A 12,932-nucleotide genomic window follows, 5' to 3' on the forward strand; every position below is an offset into this window, starting at 1 on the left:
GCAGGCAATGTCCGAGTATCTCAAACGCTTTGCAGAGCGATTCTGCGCCATCGACGCGCACAACCTGGGTGTGCTGCGCGAGTTGTACAGCGACGATGTCCAGTTCCGCGACCCGCTGCATCAGATCCACGGCATGGCCGCGCTGCAGGATTATTTCGCTCAGCTGTACGCCAACGTCGATCAGGTGCGCTTCGAGTTCCACGGTTATGACCAGGTCGACGACGGGAAGGGCTATCTGCGCTGGACCCTGCAGTACCGGCATGCGCGCCTGAACGGTGGGCGCCCGGTTCAGGTACAGGGTTGCTCGCACCTGATGTGGCGCGACAAGGTCTACCTGCACCATGACTACTTCGACGCCGGGGCGCTGCTGTACGAGCACCTGCCGGTGATGGGCAGCGTGATCGGCTGGCTCAAGCGGAGGCTGGCATGAGACGCATCTGGCTGACCGGCGCCAGCAGCGGCATTGGTGCGGCACTGGCCCCCCTGCTGCTGGCCCAGGGGCATCGCCTGGCGGTCAGCGCGCGCAATGTCCAGCCCTTGCAGGCATTGGCGCAGCGCTACCCCGACCAGGTACTGGTGGTACCGGGCGACCTTCGCGAAGGTGACCAGGTGCGCGCGATCGCCCAGCAGATCGCCCAGGCCTGGGGTGGCCTGGACCAGGTGATACTCAACGCCGGCACCTGCGAGTACCTGGACAGCGAAGCCTTCGAAGCCGCCATGGTCGAGCGCGTGGTGGCTTCCAACCTGTTCAGTGCCAGCCACTGCGTGGAGGCTGCCCTGCCCCTGCTGCGCCAGGGCCGACAGCCGCACCTGGTGGCCGTGGCCAGCGCCGTGACCTTTCTGGCGCTGCCCCGCGCCGGTGCCTATGGCGCCTCCAAGGCCGCGGTGCGCTACCTGTTCGAATCGCTGCGCATCGACCTGGCCCGCGAAGGCATTGCCGTGACGCTGGTCAGCCCGGGCTTCGTCGACACCCCGCTGACCCGGCGCAACGACTTCCCCATGCCGCTGTGCTGGCCCGCCGAAAAGGCCGCACGCCATATTGCCCGGCGCCTGCACAAGCGCCCGTACACCATTGCCTTTCCGCTCCTGTTCATCGCCGGCCTGCGCCTGGTCGCGCTGCTGCCGGTGAGCCTGCAACTGGCACTGGGCAAGCACCTGTCACGGCCACTGCGCCAGGAACCCCACCCATGAAGATAGCCATCATCGGCAGCGGTATCGCCGGGCTTACCTGCGCCCACCTGCTGCAGCGCCAGCACGCCATCACGCTGTACGAATCCAGTGACCGGATTGGCGGGCACACCCATACCGTCGACGTGCAGCTTGGCGAGCGACACTACGCGGTGGATACCGGGTTCATCGTGTTCAACGACTGGACCTACCCCAACTTCATCCGCCTGCTCGATCAGCTGGGCATCGCCTCGCGCCCTACCGAAATGAGCTTTTCGGTCCACGACCCGCAGACCGCCCACGAGTACAACGGCAACACCCTCAACAGCCTCTTCGCGCAGCGCCGCAACCTGGTGTCGCCGCCCTTCTGGGGCATGCTCTACGACATCCTGCGCTTCAATCGCCAGGCCCTGAACGACCTGGAGCAGCAGCGAGTCAACGACACCCTTTCGCTGGGCGACTACCTGTACATGAACGGCTACGGCGAGCGTTTCATCGACCACTACATCGTGCCGATGGGGGCCGCCATCTGGTCGATGCCACTGGCGCAGATGCTGGGCTTCCCGCTGCAGTTTTTCGTGCGCTTCTTCAAGCACCACGGGCTGCTGTCGGTCAACGACCGCCCGCAATGGCGGGTAGTGGAAGGCGGCTCGCGCAGTTACCTGGCCCCGCTGTGCGCACCGTTTGCCGAACGCATTCGCCTCAACTGCCCTGTACTGGGCGTGACCCGCGATGCCGACGGTGTCAGCCTGTTCAGCCGAGCAGGCATGGAGCGTTACGACAAGGTGGTGTTCGCCTGCCACAGCGACCAGGCGCTGCTGATGCTGCATGATCCCAGCCAGGCCGAGCGCGAGATTCTTGGCGCGCTGCGCTATGCCGACAACGACGTGGTCCTGCACACCGACACCCGCCTGCTGCCGCGTCGTCCCCTGGCCTGGGCCAGCTGGAACTACCGCCTCGGCGGCTCGCAGTCCCAGCCGGCCGCCGTCACCTACAACATGAACATTCTGCAGGGCATCGACGCCCCGCAGACCTTCTGCGTGAGCCTCAACCAGACCGGCGCCATCGACCCCGGCAAGGTCCTTGGCCGCTACACCTATGCCCACCCGCAGTTCAGCCTGGCCGGGGTACGGGCCCAGGCGCGTCACGCCGAACTGTGCGGTGCCCGACACAGCTACTACTGCGGCGCGTACTGGGGCAACGGCTTTCATGAAGACGGCGTGGTCAGCGCGCTGCGCGTGGCCGCCCAATTTGGTGAGCAGTTGTGAACAGTGCGCTCTACCAGGGCTGGGTCAGCCACCGCCGCCCCGCCAGGGGGGATTTCGGCTTTGCCTACCGCATCGGCCTGCTGTACCTGGACCTGGACGAGCAGGCGCAACTGCCGGCGCTGTCGAGGCTGGCCGGCAGGGGTCGATGGAGCGCCTTTGCCTTCGACGAGCGGGACTATCTGCCAGCCGCCACTCACCAGGGCACGCCCCTCAAGAGCGCCGTGCTGGACCTGCTCGAACAGGTGCTGCACCACCGCCCCCAAGGGCCGGTGTGCGTACTGACCCAACCCCGCAGCTGGGGCCTGGCCTTCAACCCGGTGAGCTTTTTCTACTGCTTTGAAGGTGACGGGCGTCTGGCTGCGATTCTCTGCGAGGTCACCAATACGCCCTGGCGCGAACGCTTTCACTACGTGTTGCCCGCCGACGGCCCGGGGCCGTGGAACTTCAGCGTGGCCAAGGCGTTTCATGTGTCGCCGTTCCTGCCCGCCGACCTGGAATACCGCATGCACTTCTGCACACCTGCAGCGCGTATCCGTGTGCGCATGGAGGACTGGCAGGCACACACCCGGGTGTTCAGCGCCGTGCTGAACCTGGCGCGCATCGAGCTGGACCGACGCAGCCTGCACCGGCACCTGCTGAGCTTCCCGTGGATGACCGCCAAGACCCTGCTGGCCATCCATTGGCAGGCGTTGCGCCTGCTGCTCAAGCGTCATCGCCTGTTCGACCACTTCGCCGCCAGGGGCACCTGGCGGCGAGCCAAACCGATCAATGCACCCGACAGCGCAAAGGACACCCCCCATGAAGAGCCCTGAGGCAATCCCGGCAAAACGCTTCGCGTCCGCCGGCAACGGCATCGGCGTGATGCTGCTGCGGCGCGCTGTGCTGCGCCAGCTCGAACGCCTGCGCCACGGCGCACTGGTGGTCATCGAAGCCAATGTGGTGCACCACTTCGGCGACGCCGGCGCGAGCCTGCAAGGGCATGTCCAGGTAGTGGACGACGCGCTATGGGGCCTGGTGGCCAGCAACGGCTCGATTGGCGCAGGCGAAGCCTACGTCCACGGCTACTGGACCAGCCCGGACCTCACCGCCGTGGTCCGCGTGCTGGTGGCGAACCTGGAGGTACTCGACGGCCTGGAAGGCGGGCTGGCACGCCTGGGGCGCCCGCTGCTGCATGGCCTGCACTGGCTCAACCGCAATACCCGGCGCGGCGCCAGACGCAACATCGCCGCCCATTACGACCTGGGCAACGAACTGTTCGAGCGCCTGCTGGACCCGAGCATGATGTACTCGGCGGCCATGTTTCAGGGGGCCGACGATACCCTGGAACAGGCCCAGCACTACAAGTTGCAGCGCATCTGCCAGAAACTCGCCCTCACCCGCGACGATCACCTGCTGGAGATCGGCACCGGCTGGGGCGGCCTGGCCATTTACGCGGCACTCCACCACGGCTGCCGGGTAACCACCACCACGGTGTCGGCCGAACAGTTCGCCTATGCCCGTCGACGCATCGACGAAGCCGGCCTGCAGGACCGCATCACCCTGCTGCTGGAGGATTACCGCGACCTGCAGGGCCAGTACGACAAGCTGGTTTCCATCGAGATGATCGAAGCTGTCGGCCATCGCTACCTCAGCAGCTACTTCAGGCAATGCGCGCGGCTGCTCAAGCCCGATGGCCTGATGCTGCTGCAGAGCATCACCATCCGCGAACAGCGCTACGCACAGGCGTGCCGCTCGGTCGACTTCATCCAGCGCTACATCTTTCCGGGCGGCGCCCTGCCTTCGGTGGGGGTGATGCTGCAGGTGATGGGCCGCGACACCGATCTGAACCTGCACCACATGGAAGAATTCGGCCTGCATTATGCGCGCACCCTGCGCTGCTGGCACCAGAACCTGCAGCATGCGCGCCAGCCGTTGCAGGCGCTGGGTTATGACGACACGTTCTACCGCTTGTGGGAGTTCTACCTGTGCTACTGCGAGGGGGGCTTTCTGGAGCGTGCCATCGGCACCGCCCAGCTGTTGCTGGCCAAGGCTGGCGCACGGCCCGCACCGCTGCTGGGGCAACCAGGCTGAACCGGCGGACAGCGCATTGGGCAGCGGTGCTGAGCAATGCGTTGCTGTTTCAGCTTGGCTGGTTCGCCTGCGTGCTGGGTGCTCGCCACCCCACCTTGCTGGCAGTGGCAGTGGCCTGCCTGGTGACGCACCTGAGCTGCCTGGCCAGGCCCGGCGAGGTGCGCCTGATCGTCGCCGTCAGCCTGTGCGGCTGGCTGACCGACAGCCTGCTGCTGGCGCTTGGGGTGTTCGAATTTGGCGGTCATCGTTGGCTGCCGCCGTTCTGGCTGCTGTTGCTGTGGCCGGTGTTCGCCTGCACCTTGCGCCACAGCCTGCACTGGACCGCCAACCCCTGGTGGCGGGCCAGCCTGCTGGGCGCGGTGGGCGGCCCGTTGTCCTACTGGGGCGGTGTGCAGCTTGCCGGTGCCAGGCTGCCATTGGGCACCTGGCCGAGCCTGCTGGTGCTTGCCGCCGTGTGGGCCTTGCTGCTGCCGGTACTGCACCGTCTCGGCCGGCCTACTGCACCTGCTTGCGAAAGAACAAGGTGACCTGCCCGACTTCGATGCCGAACTTGGTCATGTAGGAGCGGTTGGCCAGGGTGTTATCGTCCAGCAGGTACATCCAGTCGTCGAAGCGGATGGCCCAGGTCTTGCCGTCCACCGGTACGTCGAGCACGTACTGCCAGCGCAAGGCGAAACCGGCGTTCTGCCCGCGCGCCTCTTCCACCACATCCCCGGCCGTGCCGCGCCAACGTCCCGGGCCGTCCGGGCGAATGGTCCAGGTGCGTTGCTGCCGGGTGCCGTCGCTGTAGGTGAAGTGCTCGTTCAGCACCACGTTATCGCCTTCGCTGCGCCCTTCGATCAGCACGTGAAAACGCTTGATGACCTCGCCGGAACGCTTCTGCACGATGCCCCAGCCGTCGACGCGGCCGTTGAAGTACTGACGCAGGTCGAACGCCGGTGACTGGTTGCGGTAAGCCTCGACATCGACATTGCCGCAGCCGGCCAGCAGCAGGAACACCAACAGGTACCAGGCTTTCATGGGGAAGCTCCAAGGAGTTGCCGACGCAAGTCGGGGTAGCGGCTGCGAGGGTCCAGCCAGATGGCGAAGAACGCACGGGCGAATGCCTGGTCACGCACTTCGTGCTGCAGGCGCTCCCCCACATAGAAGCGACAGCCAAGCCCGGGAACGTACACGCCCGTGATGCGCATACCCGCCTCGACATCCACGAACGCCTGCTGCATCTGCGCCTGCCACTGGTCCCGTTGCGCTGCCGTCAGCGGGGTGGCAGACAGACGCTGGATCTCCTCGAGGCTGACCTCGACCAACCGCTCGCGACTGACCGCGCGCCGGTAGGTGATCTCGAGGGCGAAGCCATCGCCCTCGTTCAAGCGTGCACCGGGAGCCCACAATCGCGCCGTATAGATATCCAGGCCCCAGGTCCTGAATTCAGCACTGCCTACCAGACGCGCATCCGGCAGGTCGGCCCGCCACCCCGCCTGGGCGTAACCGCAGGCCAGCACACCGATCAGCAACAGCAGCCTGCACAGCGCGATGGGTGGCGGTCGCATGCGGTACTCCCTGGCAGGCCCTTGGGCGGGGGGTTGCGGCGATACTTGCACATGGAAAATTTTATGTACAAGTTAATTGCCGTATCTGTACACGCTAGCACAGCCTGCAGAAATCACTGCTTGACGAACACTACCCACGACGGCGAGGAGTCGATGATCTGCTCCTTGAACTCGATCTGGACCTGCCCTGCCCCGAACAGGCTGATGTCCTTCAGGCCCAGGCCACCCTGAACCACCACCCGTGCATCCTGCGGAAGCCGCGACAAGGCTGCCACCAGCTCGCCAACGGTCTTGTACTGCGCCATATCAACCTCACTGTGCAAAAGCCAATCGGCCATCTTCGCCGAGGCCCGCGAAGCCTCGCAAGGGCGCACCACGTTTTTAAATGGCGCGACCGGAAACCAAACCTTCAGCGCGCGGTCTGAACAGCACCAAAAAATCATCTTGCAGATCAAGTACCTGAGGTTCACATCATGCGTTTCACCCTGCCTACCCTCGCCCTGGGTATCCTGCTGCCCCTGACTGCCGCTGCCGGCGACGGCACCACCGCCATCGGTGGCGGGCTGGGCGGCGCACTGGGCAATGTCGTTGGCCAGCAGATCGGCGGCAGCACCGGCGCCGCCATCGGTGCCGGGCTGGGTGGCGCTGCAGGTAGCGCGGCTGGTGCGCGCAAGGGCAACCGCACCCAGGCCGCCGTGGGCGGTGGCCTGGGGTCGGCTGGCGGCTCGCTGATCGGCAATGCGCTGGGCGGCTCCACCGGTTCGACCGTCGGCGCCGGCCTGGGCGGCGCGGCCGGGGGCGCGGTGGGCAATCATCTGGCAGATGACAACAGGCACAGCGCCAGCAAGCACAAGCGCAAGCACCGCCACCGTTAAGTCGCCTGCCACTACGCAAACGTCCGGCCATGTGCCGGACGTTTGCGTTTTGCATTGCAGCACAGTCGCAGTCAAACCACGCTGTACCACAGCACAAATGCCGCCATTGCGATGCCCTGCACGATCAGCAACACCCGAGCACCATCAGGCCGGAACGCCAACAGCCAATAGGCAAACACCAGTGGCAGGCACAGCAGGTTGGTCAGTGCCAGCGCGAAGATCGCCAGCACCGGGCCCAGCGAGGGGAACATGCTGGCCGGGCTCAACAGGCAGTACAGGGAAGCACAGAGACCAACCGTCGCAATGATGACTGCACAGACAACGCAGAAACGACGCGCGACGTCGCGCTCATCCAGCTCCCCAACCATGCAGCACTCCCTTTACCCGATCCGATCGCACGGATCCTACCACTTTTGCTCCCTCGCGCCGGTGCCTGCAACTGTCGATCAGTCGCCGCGATGGGCGAGCGCCTGCAGCACCTGGTTCACCTTGAGGCTGGCGGTCTCCATGCTGTCCAGCGAGGCCACCACCGCGCTCCAGTCCTTGTGCTGCGCCTGGTGCAGCGCATGGCTGGCCGATTCGTGGCAGATACGGTGGGGGTCGTCGAGCTGGGCGAATGCCCGGTCGTGCTGGTAGATCTGCTGGGTTTCCGGCATCAGGTACCACTTGCCCAGGCGGCAATGCTTGTGGTCCGACAGCTCAAGGTTCGGGTCCTGATTGAACAGGCGCAGGTACACCATCAGTTTGAACAACAGGTGGTCGAGCTTGACCGCCTCGCAGAACGAACTGAGCGCCATGTTCTCGATCAGGGTGGTCATGTGGTCCCCCATCACCACCATTTCGTCCAGGGTCTGCGCCGAGGTCGACACGTCGCCAGCCAGGCGCGTGGCTTCATTGGAGAGGTTGCCGATCGAGTTGCTCGCCGCCGTGGTATCGACATTGATGGCGTCCACCAGCACGCTGATGTCCTGGGTGGCCTGGTGGGTGCGCTGGGCCAGGGCCCGTACCTCGTCGGCCACCACCGCAAACCCGCGCCCCTGCTCACCGGCCCGCGCCGCCTCGATGGCGGCGTTGAGTGCCAGCAGGTTGGTCTGGTCTGAAATGGCCTTGATCAAGCCCACGATGCTGCTGATTTCGCTGACCCGCGCCTGCAGGTGGGTCACGCTCTCGACACTGCTCACGCCTTGACCGGCCATGTGCGTGAGCGAGGTGGAGAACGACGAAAGCAGTTCGGACGTCTCGCTGAACACGCCGCTGTTGGCCTTGAGGTGGTCGACCTCCCCGCGCAGGGTTTCGGCCTGGCTGACCACCCCATCACGGGTCTGCTTCATCGACTCGTCGAACATGCCCATCTTGCTGTGCAGATCACATTGGTAACGGCTGTAGGCATTGAGCTCGGCCTGCTCACCCTGGGTTTGCGCCAGCAAATCGGTCAGTTGCCGGTTTTCCTGCTGGAGCGCCAGATTCTGCTGCTTCAGTTCCTGCAACTCACGCGCCTGTGCGTTGACCTGTTCTCGCCACTTTCTACCAAACATTGCCACAACTCCCCGGCACGCAACGCCTATCGATATGTGCCTCGATTTTAAAGGCGCAGCAGGCAGGCAACATTGACATCAATCAGCCATCATGCATGAATTGGCACCCGCGCACCGCCGCAGAGGGTCTGCGTCGCGTTTTTCGCGCCCTTGAAAACGCTCGTGACCATGGCACAGTGCGTGGGCTGCAGTGTTTTCTCTTTCGTTGTCGCAGGTAGCTGTATGGACAAACTCACCACCTTTCGAATAGGCCTCACCCTGGCTGCCGTCCTGGGCCTGATGCCCCTGACGCTGCTGTTCATTGTTGGGTGCATCGGTTTTTTCTTCCCGATGTTCGTCATCAGTGAGCAACCGCTGTTCGCCATACCCATGGCCCTGGGCCTGATGTCGATTTCGTTGTTCGGCCTCTGGTCGTGCTGGAAGATCTACCTGCTGTCGATGGCTGAAATACCGGTGGTACCCAACCGCCGCCTGCTGATATGCGGCGTGGCAGTCACACTGATATGGGGCGGCGTGCTGGCCGGCTTCACTCACAAGTTCGCGCAGCTCGTGTATATCTTCATGATGCCCGGCCTGCTGTCGGCCGCCCTGTTGTGGCATACACTGCGGCGGGAACGGCAGGCGGGGTGACGCGCCCCTTCATTCCGCCCTTGGTCAACGGCTTAGCGCTGGTCAGCCTCCGGCGACCTATCGGGCCTGCGCCGCTCGAGGGCGACCGCAAGCCCCGCCAGCAGAATGGCCAGCGCGTAGGCAAAAAGACCAAGGTTGACGCCCAGGATCATCTTCTCCGAACCGTCGGTGAGTACCATCGAGCCGCCGTAGCCATCGCGCAGCCAGTACGCCATCAGGAACCCGCCGGTGACGAACAGGGTCAGCAGGCTCGCCAGCCTCAGGTTATCGCGCCCCCACACCAGCCAGACGCTGTACGCACCAATGGCGGTATTGGTGAAGAGCTGCCAGGTTTCATGCAGGCGCGCGTGTGGCTCCCAGGCCTGATTGAAGACGTGGGTATCATTGATTTCGAAGATCGGTACCACGACGGCGTAAAACACGATACCAACGGTGACCATCAACTTCGCTATCATCGCAAACTTCCTTGTTCAGACCATGACGGGACTATTCGGCACTGTAGCGCCACGTTGCGCATATCGCGACTTTTATGAGTGCAGTGCCCCTGAAATACACTTCGCGGCATCAAACCGACAAGGCAAGACCATGAGCCTATCCATCAGGCAGGCCCTGGCAGAGGACATCCCCCTCCTGACAGGCATTGACGCTGTTGCACGCAACGATGAACGCCGCCGCGGGCAGCTTGCGCAGGCCATCGGCGCACGTGAGTGCTGGATTGCCTGCAAAGCGAACGACGCCGCCAACCCCTTGGGTTATGGTTGCCTGGACCGAAGCTTTTTCGGTGAGTACTTCATTCCCCTGGTGGTCGTTTCAGATGCATCCAGGCGCACCGGTGTCGGCCGCCAGCTGATGACACACCTGGAGCGAGTCGCCTCGGCGCAGAAGGTGTTCACATCCACCAACACCTCCAACCTGCCGATGCGCCAACTCCTGGCACAGCTGGGCTATCAACACAGCGGGACAATCGAAAACCTCGACCCGGGCGACCCGGAACTGGTCTTCGTGAAGTTCATGGGTTGAGCGGGCTTGTCGCCAGGCTTCTACAGAACAGAAAAGGATTTCATCGATGGCATTTTCCCCGACAGAACGTACTGCCCTGCTGGCGCTCAAGGGCGTAGGCCCCACCGTCATCACCCGGCTCGAGCAGATGGGCATCGATTCCCTGGCCGAGCTGGGCAGATCGGATGTCACTGACATCCTTGCCCAGGCATCTGCCGCATTGGGCTCGACCTGCTGGAAGAACAGCCCCCAGGCCAGGGCCGCCATTACCGCAGCCGTGGACCTGGCCAGAGGGCTGGCCGACGGTGAGCCCGCGCGCTAGCGAACTTCCCATCGATAGCGGAACCGCCCGGCGCAGCACTGGCATCGCCCGGGCGAATCTTTCAAAACGAGACTCAGCGCAGGGTAATGAAAATCCTCACCCTGTAGTCTGCAGCGCTAACGCAACAATGATGCAACTACCAGGACCCGTGACCATGAAGTGCAAATACCTGTTGCCCCTGGTGCTGCTGGCCGGCTGCACCACCCAGCCCAATCATCAGCCCAATCATCAAGGCATCGACTGGGGCCAGGGCACTTGCCCGGCCCCAGACCCGCAGAGCATCTCGCCCAACCACCAACTGGTGATCGAAGATGGCAAGACGCTCAAGTGCCAACTGCGCCCCTACGTGTCGAACATGGCATGCCAGGGCATCGTCGACAGCCAGAATGAAGGCGTCATCTGCCAGGACAACGTGGGCAACCAGATCATCTTTCTGTTCGACGACAAGGGCGTGCTGAGCCTGCATCGAAGCCTGAGATCACGCTAAGCCACCCGGTGCAATGGAACCGCAAATGACCGTATGGAACGCCCTGGGCGCCGCCCTGCTTGTCCTGGCCAGCAGCGACGCTGCGGCTGCCGAAAACGCCAATCCGTTCGACAAGGCGCTGATGTACACCACGTTCGTGCCGAGCATCCTGGTGGCGGGCACCACCGCGCTGACCTTCAATGCGCCCGATCTGTTCAAGTCGGCCAGAAGCGATGCGCTGGCCTTCGTTGGCTCGGATGGCCAGATACGCGGCGCACAGTTCGAGCAGGCGTCTCGGCATTATCGTGCGACCGCCCGGCCACCTTTGATGACAGATCGGCAGCTGGCTCAGGCGATCACCGCCACCTACTGACCAGGCGAGGGTTCAGGCACCGGACTCAGGATCGCTCGCAGGCACGTCGCGCGTCTCCTTTCTCTCATCGCCCTGCTCGCGCAATGGCGAGCCCGCATGCGGGTGGTCGTCGCGACTGTGGTTTCCTGCCTCGGGATGCTCGCTCAGTACCGAGTTGCCGGCCTCCACATCGGTCATGTCTTCTTCGACCGCCGCTTCGTCGTCAGGCGGCAGTGGCACCTCTGGCGCCTCGCGCCTTGGATCGTGACCGGTTTCGTTGTCGGTGGTGCGCGTAACGCCCTGCTGTGACCTGTTGCCAGGTGCGTTCTCGTCGATGTCCATGGTGGTTCTCCAGGCTGCTGCTGCACGGGATGCCCGCGCATAAGCGTGAGAAGCCTCGCAGGGTGTGGGAGTGCCGGGCATTGGACGAACGGTGCGCACAAGCGCAGGGCACCGGCACCCCCACCGCGCAGTACGGGCTAGAGTTCAGCGCTCGATCGAATGGAGTCAATGAGATGCAGGTACAAGGACGATGTGACGCTGCTTTTGAACCGATCCGCCAGGCCTTCGCCGCCATCCTGGATGAGCCCCACGAGCGCGGTGGCGGTGTCTGCATACAGGTCGGCGGCAAGACCGTCGTAGACATCTGGGGCGGCGTGAAGGATGCGCACGGCCATGCCCCCTGGCAGCGCGATACCCTGGTCAACGCCTATTGCACCATCAAGCCGATCACCGCTGTGGCGGTACTCATGCTGGTGGAACGGGGCCGACTGGGTCTGGATGATCCCGTGGCCAAACACTGGCCTGAATTCGCTCGACACGGCAAAGAACGAATCACCCTTCGCCAGGTGTTGAGCCATACCAGCGGCTTGCCTGCGCTGCGCCTGCCGGATCGCACGCCCCACATGTACGACTGGAACCACATGGCCCAGGTGACAGCAGACGAACAGCCGTGGTGGTCGCCAGGCACACAGGTGGGGTACGGCGCGACCACCTATGGCTGGATCATCGGTGAGCTGATCCGCCGCGTGGACGGTCGCGACGCCGGGGTTTTCATACACCAGGAGATCCTCGAACCCCATGCGCTGGATGTGTTCCTGGGCGTGCCTGCCGATCAGTTCAAGCGTATCGCTCACTTCGAGCATGCGCCCGGTCGAGTAGGTGACCGGTTCGCACAGGACCTGCGCACCCTCATCCTCAATGAGCCTGCGCATGTGGCGACCCTGGCATTCACCAACCCCAGCCTTTCACCCACCCGTACGGGTAATCCGCGCTGGTGGGGCTACCACCAGCCGGGCGTCTGCAGCCATGGCAACGCCCATGGCCTGGCGGGCTTCTACAGTGCCCTGCTGCAAGGCAAGTTGTTGGGGCCACAACTGTTGAAGGCGTTCGGCACAGAGCAAAGTGCAGGGTTCGACCAGACCCTGCGGCGCCCCATGCGCTATGGCCTGGGTTGCATGATGGAACATGCCGCCGACCCTGACGCGTCCTATTGCATGGGGCCGCAGGCATTCGGTCATGTTGGGCTGGGCGGGCCGGTGGCGTTCGCAGACCCAGACCGGGAGATGAGCTTTGGTTTCGTGACCACCACCATGGGCAGCCATGTGCTGATGGACCCTCGCGCCAGAACGCTTGCGGCACTTGCCTTCGCAGCGGTTGAGTGACGCATCGTGCCAGCGCTTACCGGGCGCTGGCGTT

19 protein-coding genes and 1 pseudogene are annotated in these 12,932 nt (G+C 64.1%); 13 read left to right on the forward strand and 7 right to left on the reverse strand.

Features of this window, described 5'->3' with window-relative positions; translation table 11 throughout:
* Positions 1 to 7 precede the first annotated feature (7 nt).
* From V9K84_RS10480 to V9K84_RS10505, 6 genes are read left to right on the forward strand one after another with little or no spacing between them, the layout of a single operon-like run.
* Positions 8 to 430: a nuclear transport factor 2 family protein gene (locus tag V9K84_RS10480; RefSeq protein WP_088514399.1), complete on the forward strand. Its 423-nt coding sequence runs from the start codon at positions 8 to 10 to the stop codon at positions 428 to 430.
* Positions 427 to 1,191, forward strand: coding sequence for an SDR family NAD(P)-dependent oxidoreductase (locus V9K84_RS10485; RefSeq protein ID WP_043861724.1), 765 nt, complete (start codon positions 427 to 429; stop codon positions 1,189 to 1,191). The genes V9K84_RS10480 and V9K84_RS10485 overlap by 4 nt, the downstream gene beginning before the upstream one ends.
* Entirely contained in the window at positions 1,188 to 2,435 is a 1,248-nt protein-coding gene (locus V9K84_RS10490) for an FAD-dependent oxidoreductase (protein ID WP_088514398.1), read from the forward strand. Before V9K84_RS10485 ends, V9K84_RS10490 begins: the two co-directional genes overlap by 4 nt.
* A complete protein-coding gene (locus V9K84_RS10495; RefSeq protein WP_088514397.1) occupies positions 2,432 to 3,247 on the forward strand; it encodes a DUF1365 domain-containing protein in 816 nt (271 codons plus the stop codon). Before V9K84_RS10490 ends, V9K84_RS10495 begins: the two co-directional genes overlap by 4 nt.
* Positions 3,234 to 4,505, forward strand: a complete 1,272-nt coding sequence (locus V9K84_RS10500; RefSeq protein WP_088514396.1) for a cyclopropane-fatty-acyl-phospholipid synthase family protein — start codon at positions 3,234 to 3,236, stop codon at positions 4,503 to 4,505. The genes V9K84_RS10495 and V9K84_RS10500 overlap by 14 nt, the downstream gene beginning before the upstream one ends.
* 41 nt (positions 4,506 to 4,546) lie before the next feature.
* Positions 4,547 to 5,032, forward strand: a complete 486-nt coding sequence (locus V9K84_RS10505) for a DUF2878 domain-containing protein (protein WP_256582790.1) — start codon at positions 4,547 to 4,549, stop codon at positions 5,030 to 5,032.
* On the opposite strand, the gene V9K84_RS10510 is transcribed toward V9K84_RS10505, so the two are convergent.
* From V9K84_RS10510 to V9K84_RS10520, 3 genes are all read right to left on the reverse strand, one after another.
* Positions 5,001 to 5,525, reverse strand: coding sequence for a DUF3833 domain-containing protein (locus V9K84_RS10510; RefSeq protein ID WP_043861719.1), 525 nt, complete (start codon positions 5,523 to 5,525; stop codon positions 5,001 to 5,003). The two genes, V9K84_RS10505 and V9K84_RS10510, sit on opposite strands and share 32 nt — an antisense overlap.
* Positions 5,522 to 6,055, reverse strand: a complete 534-nt coding sequence (locus V9K84_RS10515; RefSeq protein ID WP_043861718.1) for a chalcone isomerase family protein — start codon at positions 6,053 to 6,055, stop codon at positions 5,522 to 5,524. The genes V9K84_RS10510 and V9K84_RS10515 overlap by 4 nt, the downstream gene beginning before the upstream one ends.
* Positions 6,056 to 6,168: 113 nt before the next feature.
* Complete coding sequence (locus tag V9K84_RS10520) at positions 6,169 to 6,360, reverse strand: hypothetical protein (RefSeq protein ID WP_043861717.1); 192 nt, start codon at positions 6,358 to 6,360, stop codon at positions 6,169 to 6,171.
* A gap of 168 nt (positions 6,361 to 6,528) precedes the next feature.
* Between V9K84_RS10520 and V9K84_RS10525 the strand changes: the two genes are divergently transcribed.
* On the forward strand, positions 6,529 to 6,930 hold the full coding sequence (locus V9K84_RS10525) for a glycine zipper domain-containing protein (protein WP_054914293.1): 402 nt from the start codon (positions 6,529 to 6,531) through the stop codon (positions 6,928 to 6,930).
* Positions 6,931 to 7,001: 71 nt separating this feature from the next.
* On the opposite strand, the gene V9K84_RS10530 is transcribed toward V9K84_RS10525, so the two are convergent.
* Both V9K84_RS10530 and V9K84_RS10535 read right to left on the reverse strand, forming a co-directional pair.
* Positions 7,002 to 7,298 (reverse strand): hypothetical protein, encoded by a 297-nt coding sequence (locus V9K84_RS10530; protein ID WP_088514394.1) that lies wholly within the window; start codon positions 7,296 to 7,298, stop codon positions 7,002 to 7,004.
* A gap of 78 nt (positions 7,299 to 7,376) precedes the next feature.
* The gene (locus V9K84_RS10535; protein WP_088514393.1) at positions 7,377 to 8,465 is read right to left on the reverse strand and encodes a methyl-accepting chemotaxis protein; all 1,089 of its coding nucleotides are present in this window, start codon (positions 8,463 to 8,465) and stop codon (positions 7,377 to 7,379) included.
* A gap of 222 nt (positions 8,466 to 8,687) precedes the next feature.
* Here V9K84_RS10535 and V9K84_RS10540 point away from each other — a divergent pair, with 222 nt between their 5' ends.
* Positions 8,688 to 9,095 carry a hypothetical protein gene (locus V9K84_RS10540; RefSeq protein ID WP_088514392.1) on the forward strand — a complete coding sequence of 136 codons (408 nt, stop codon included), beginning with the start codon at positions 8,688 to 8,690 and terminating at the stop codon, positions 9,093 to 9,095.
* 32 nt (positions 9,096 to 9,127) lie between these two features.
* Here the strand turns inward: V9K84_RS10540 and V9K84_RS10545 are convergent, their stop codons facing one another.
* A complete protein-coding gene (locus V9K84_RS10545; protein WP_088514391.1) occupies positions 9,128 to 9,550 on the reverse strand; it encodes a hypothetical protein in 423 nt (140 codons plus the stop codon).
* A 130-nt stretch (positions 9,551 to 9,680) separates the two neighbouring features.
* On the opposite strand from V9K84_RS10545, the gene V9K84_RS10550 reads away from it, so the two are divergent.
* The 4 genes from V9K84_RS10550 to V9K84_RS10565 all read left to right on the forward strand — a co-directional run bounded on the left by V9K84_RS10550 (position 9,681) and on the right by V9K84_RS10565 (position 11,255).
* Complete coding sequence (locus V9K84_RS10550; RefSeq protein WP_088514390.1) at positions 9,681 to 10,115, forward strand: GNAT family N-acetyltransferase; 435 nt, start codon at positions 9,681 to 9,683, stop codon at positions 10,113 to 10,115.
* Positions 10,116 to 10,161: 46 nt separating this feature from the next.
* Complete coding sequence (locus tag V9K84_RS10555) at positions 10,162 to 10,416, forward strand: hypothetical protein (protein ID WP_054914290.1); 255 nt, start codon at positions 10,162 to 10,164, stop codon at positions 10,414 to 10,416.
* A 154-nt stretch (positions 10,417 to 10,570) separates the two neighbouring features.
* Positions 10,571 to 10,903 (forward strand): hypothetical protein, encoded by a 333-nt coding sequence (locus V9K84_RS10560; RefSeq protein WP_043861710.1) that lies wholly within the window; start codon positions 10,571 to 10,573, stop codon positions 10,901 to 10,903.
* A 25-nt stretch (positions 10,904 to 10,928) separates the two neighbouring features.
* On the forward strand, positions 10,929 to 11,255 hold the full coding sequence (locus V9K84_RS10565; RefSeq protein WP_088514389.1) for a DUF2388 domain-containing protein: 327 nt from the start codon (positions 10,929 to 10,931) through the stop codon (positions 11,253 to 11,255).
* 129 nt (positions 11,256 to 11,384) lie between these two features.
* Here V9K84_RS10565 and V9K84_RS10570 read toward each other — a convergent pair.
* Positions 11,385 to 11,576, reverse strand: a pseudogene (locus V9K84_RS10570) (hypothetical protein); the annotation flags it as partial.
* 173 nt (positions 11,577 to 11,749) lie between these two features.
* Between V9K84_RS10570 and V9K84_RS10575 the strand changes: the two are divergent.
* Complete coding sequence (locus V9K84_RS10575) at positions 11,750 to 12,898, forward strand: serine hydrolase domain-containing protein (RefSeq protein WP_088514388.1); 1,149 nt, start codon at positions 11,750 to 11,752, stop codon at positions 12,896 to 12,898.
* Positions 12,899 to 12,932 lie beyond the last annotated feature (34 nt).

This window comes from Pseudomonas sp. AE27, from assembly GCF_037113495.1.
Taxonomy (GTDB): domain Bacteria; phylum Pseudomonadota; class Gammaproteobacteria; order Pseudomonadales; family Pseudomonadaceae; genus Aquipseudomonas; species Aquipseudomonas palmensis.

Bases quoted from the DNA above. Each gene is read 5' to 3' on its own strand.
- V9K84_RS10490 (WP_088514398.1), top strand. From the start codon at position 1,188: ATGAAGATAGCCATCATCGGCAGCGGTATCGCCGGGCTTACCTGCGCC.
- V9K84_RS10485 (WP_043861724.1), top strand. From the start codon at position 427: ATGAGACGCATCTGGCTGACCGGCGCCAGCAGCGGCATTGGTGCGGCA.
- V9K84_RS10550 (WP_088514390.1), top strand. From the start codon at position 9,681: ATGAGCCTATCCATCAGGCAGGCCCTGGCAGAGGACATCCCCCTCCTG.
- V9K84_RS10555 (WP_054914290.1), top strand. From the start codon at position 10,162: ATGGCATTTTCCCCGACAGAACGTACTGCCCTGCTGGCGCTCAAGGGC.
- V9K84_RS10520 (WP_043861717.1), bottom strand. From the start codon at position 6,360: ATGGCGCAGTACAAGACCGTTGGCGAGCTGGTGGCAGCCTTGTCGCGG.
- V9K84_RS10560 (WP_043861710.1), top strand. From the start codon at position 10,571: ATGAAGTGCAAATACCTGTTGCCCCTGGTGCTGCTGGCCGGCTGCACC.
- V9K84_RS10480 (WP_088514399.1), top strand. From the start codon at position 8: ATGTCCGAGTATCTCAAACGCTTTGCAGAGCGATTCTGCGCCATCGAC.
- V9K84_RS10565 (WP_088514389.1), top strand. From the start codon at position 10,929: ATGACCGTATGGAACGCCCTGGGCGCCGCCCTGCTTGTCCTGGCCAGC.
- V9K84_RS10535 (WP_088514393.1), bottom strand. From the start codon at position 8,465: ATGTTTGGTAGAAAGTGGCGAGAACAGGTCAACGCACAGGCGCGTGAG.
- V9K84_RS10500 (WP_088514396.1), top strand. From the start codon at position 3,234: ATGAAGAGCCCTGAGGCAATCCCGGCAAAACGCTTCGCGTCCGCCGGC.
- V9K84_RS10530 (WP_088514394.1), bottom strand. From the start codon at position 7,298: ATGGTTGGGGAGCTGGATGAGCGCGACGTCGCGCGTCGTTTCTGCGTT.
- V9K84_RS10540 (WP_088514392.1), top strand. From the start codon at position 8,688: ATGGACAAACTCACCACCTTTCGAATAGGCCTCACCCTGGCTGCCGTC.
- V9K84_RS10525 (WP_054914293.1), top strand. From the start codon at position 6,529: ATGCGTTTCACCCTGCCTACCCTCGCCCTGGGTATCCTGCTGCCCCTG.
- V9K84_RS10510 (WP_043861719.1), bottom strand. From the start codon at position 5,525: ATGAAAGCCTGGTACCTGTTGGTGTTCCTGCTGCTGGCCGGCTGCGGC.
- V9K84_RS10575 (WP_088514388.1), top strand. From the start codon at position 11,750: ATGCAGGTACAAGGACGATGTGACGCTGCTTTTGAACCGATCCGCCAG.
- V9K84_RS10545 (WP_088514391.1), bottom strand. From the start codon at position 9,550: ATGATAGCGAAGTTGATGGTCACCGTTGGTATCGTGTTTTACGCCGTC.
- V9K84_RS10515 (WP_043861718.1), bottom strand. From the start codon at position 6,055: ATGCGACCGCCACCCATCGCGCTGTGCAGGCTGCTGTTGCTGATCGGT.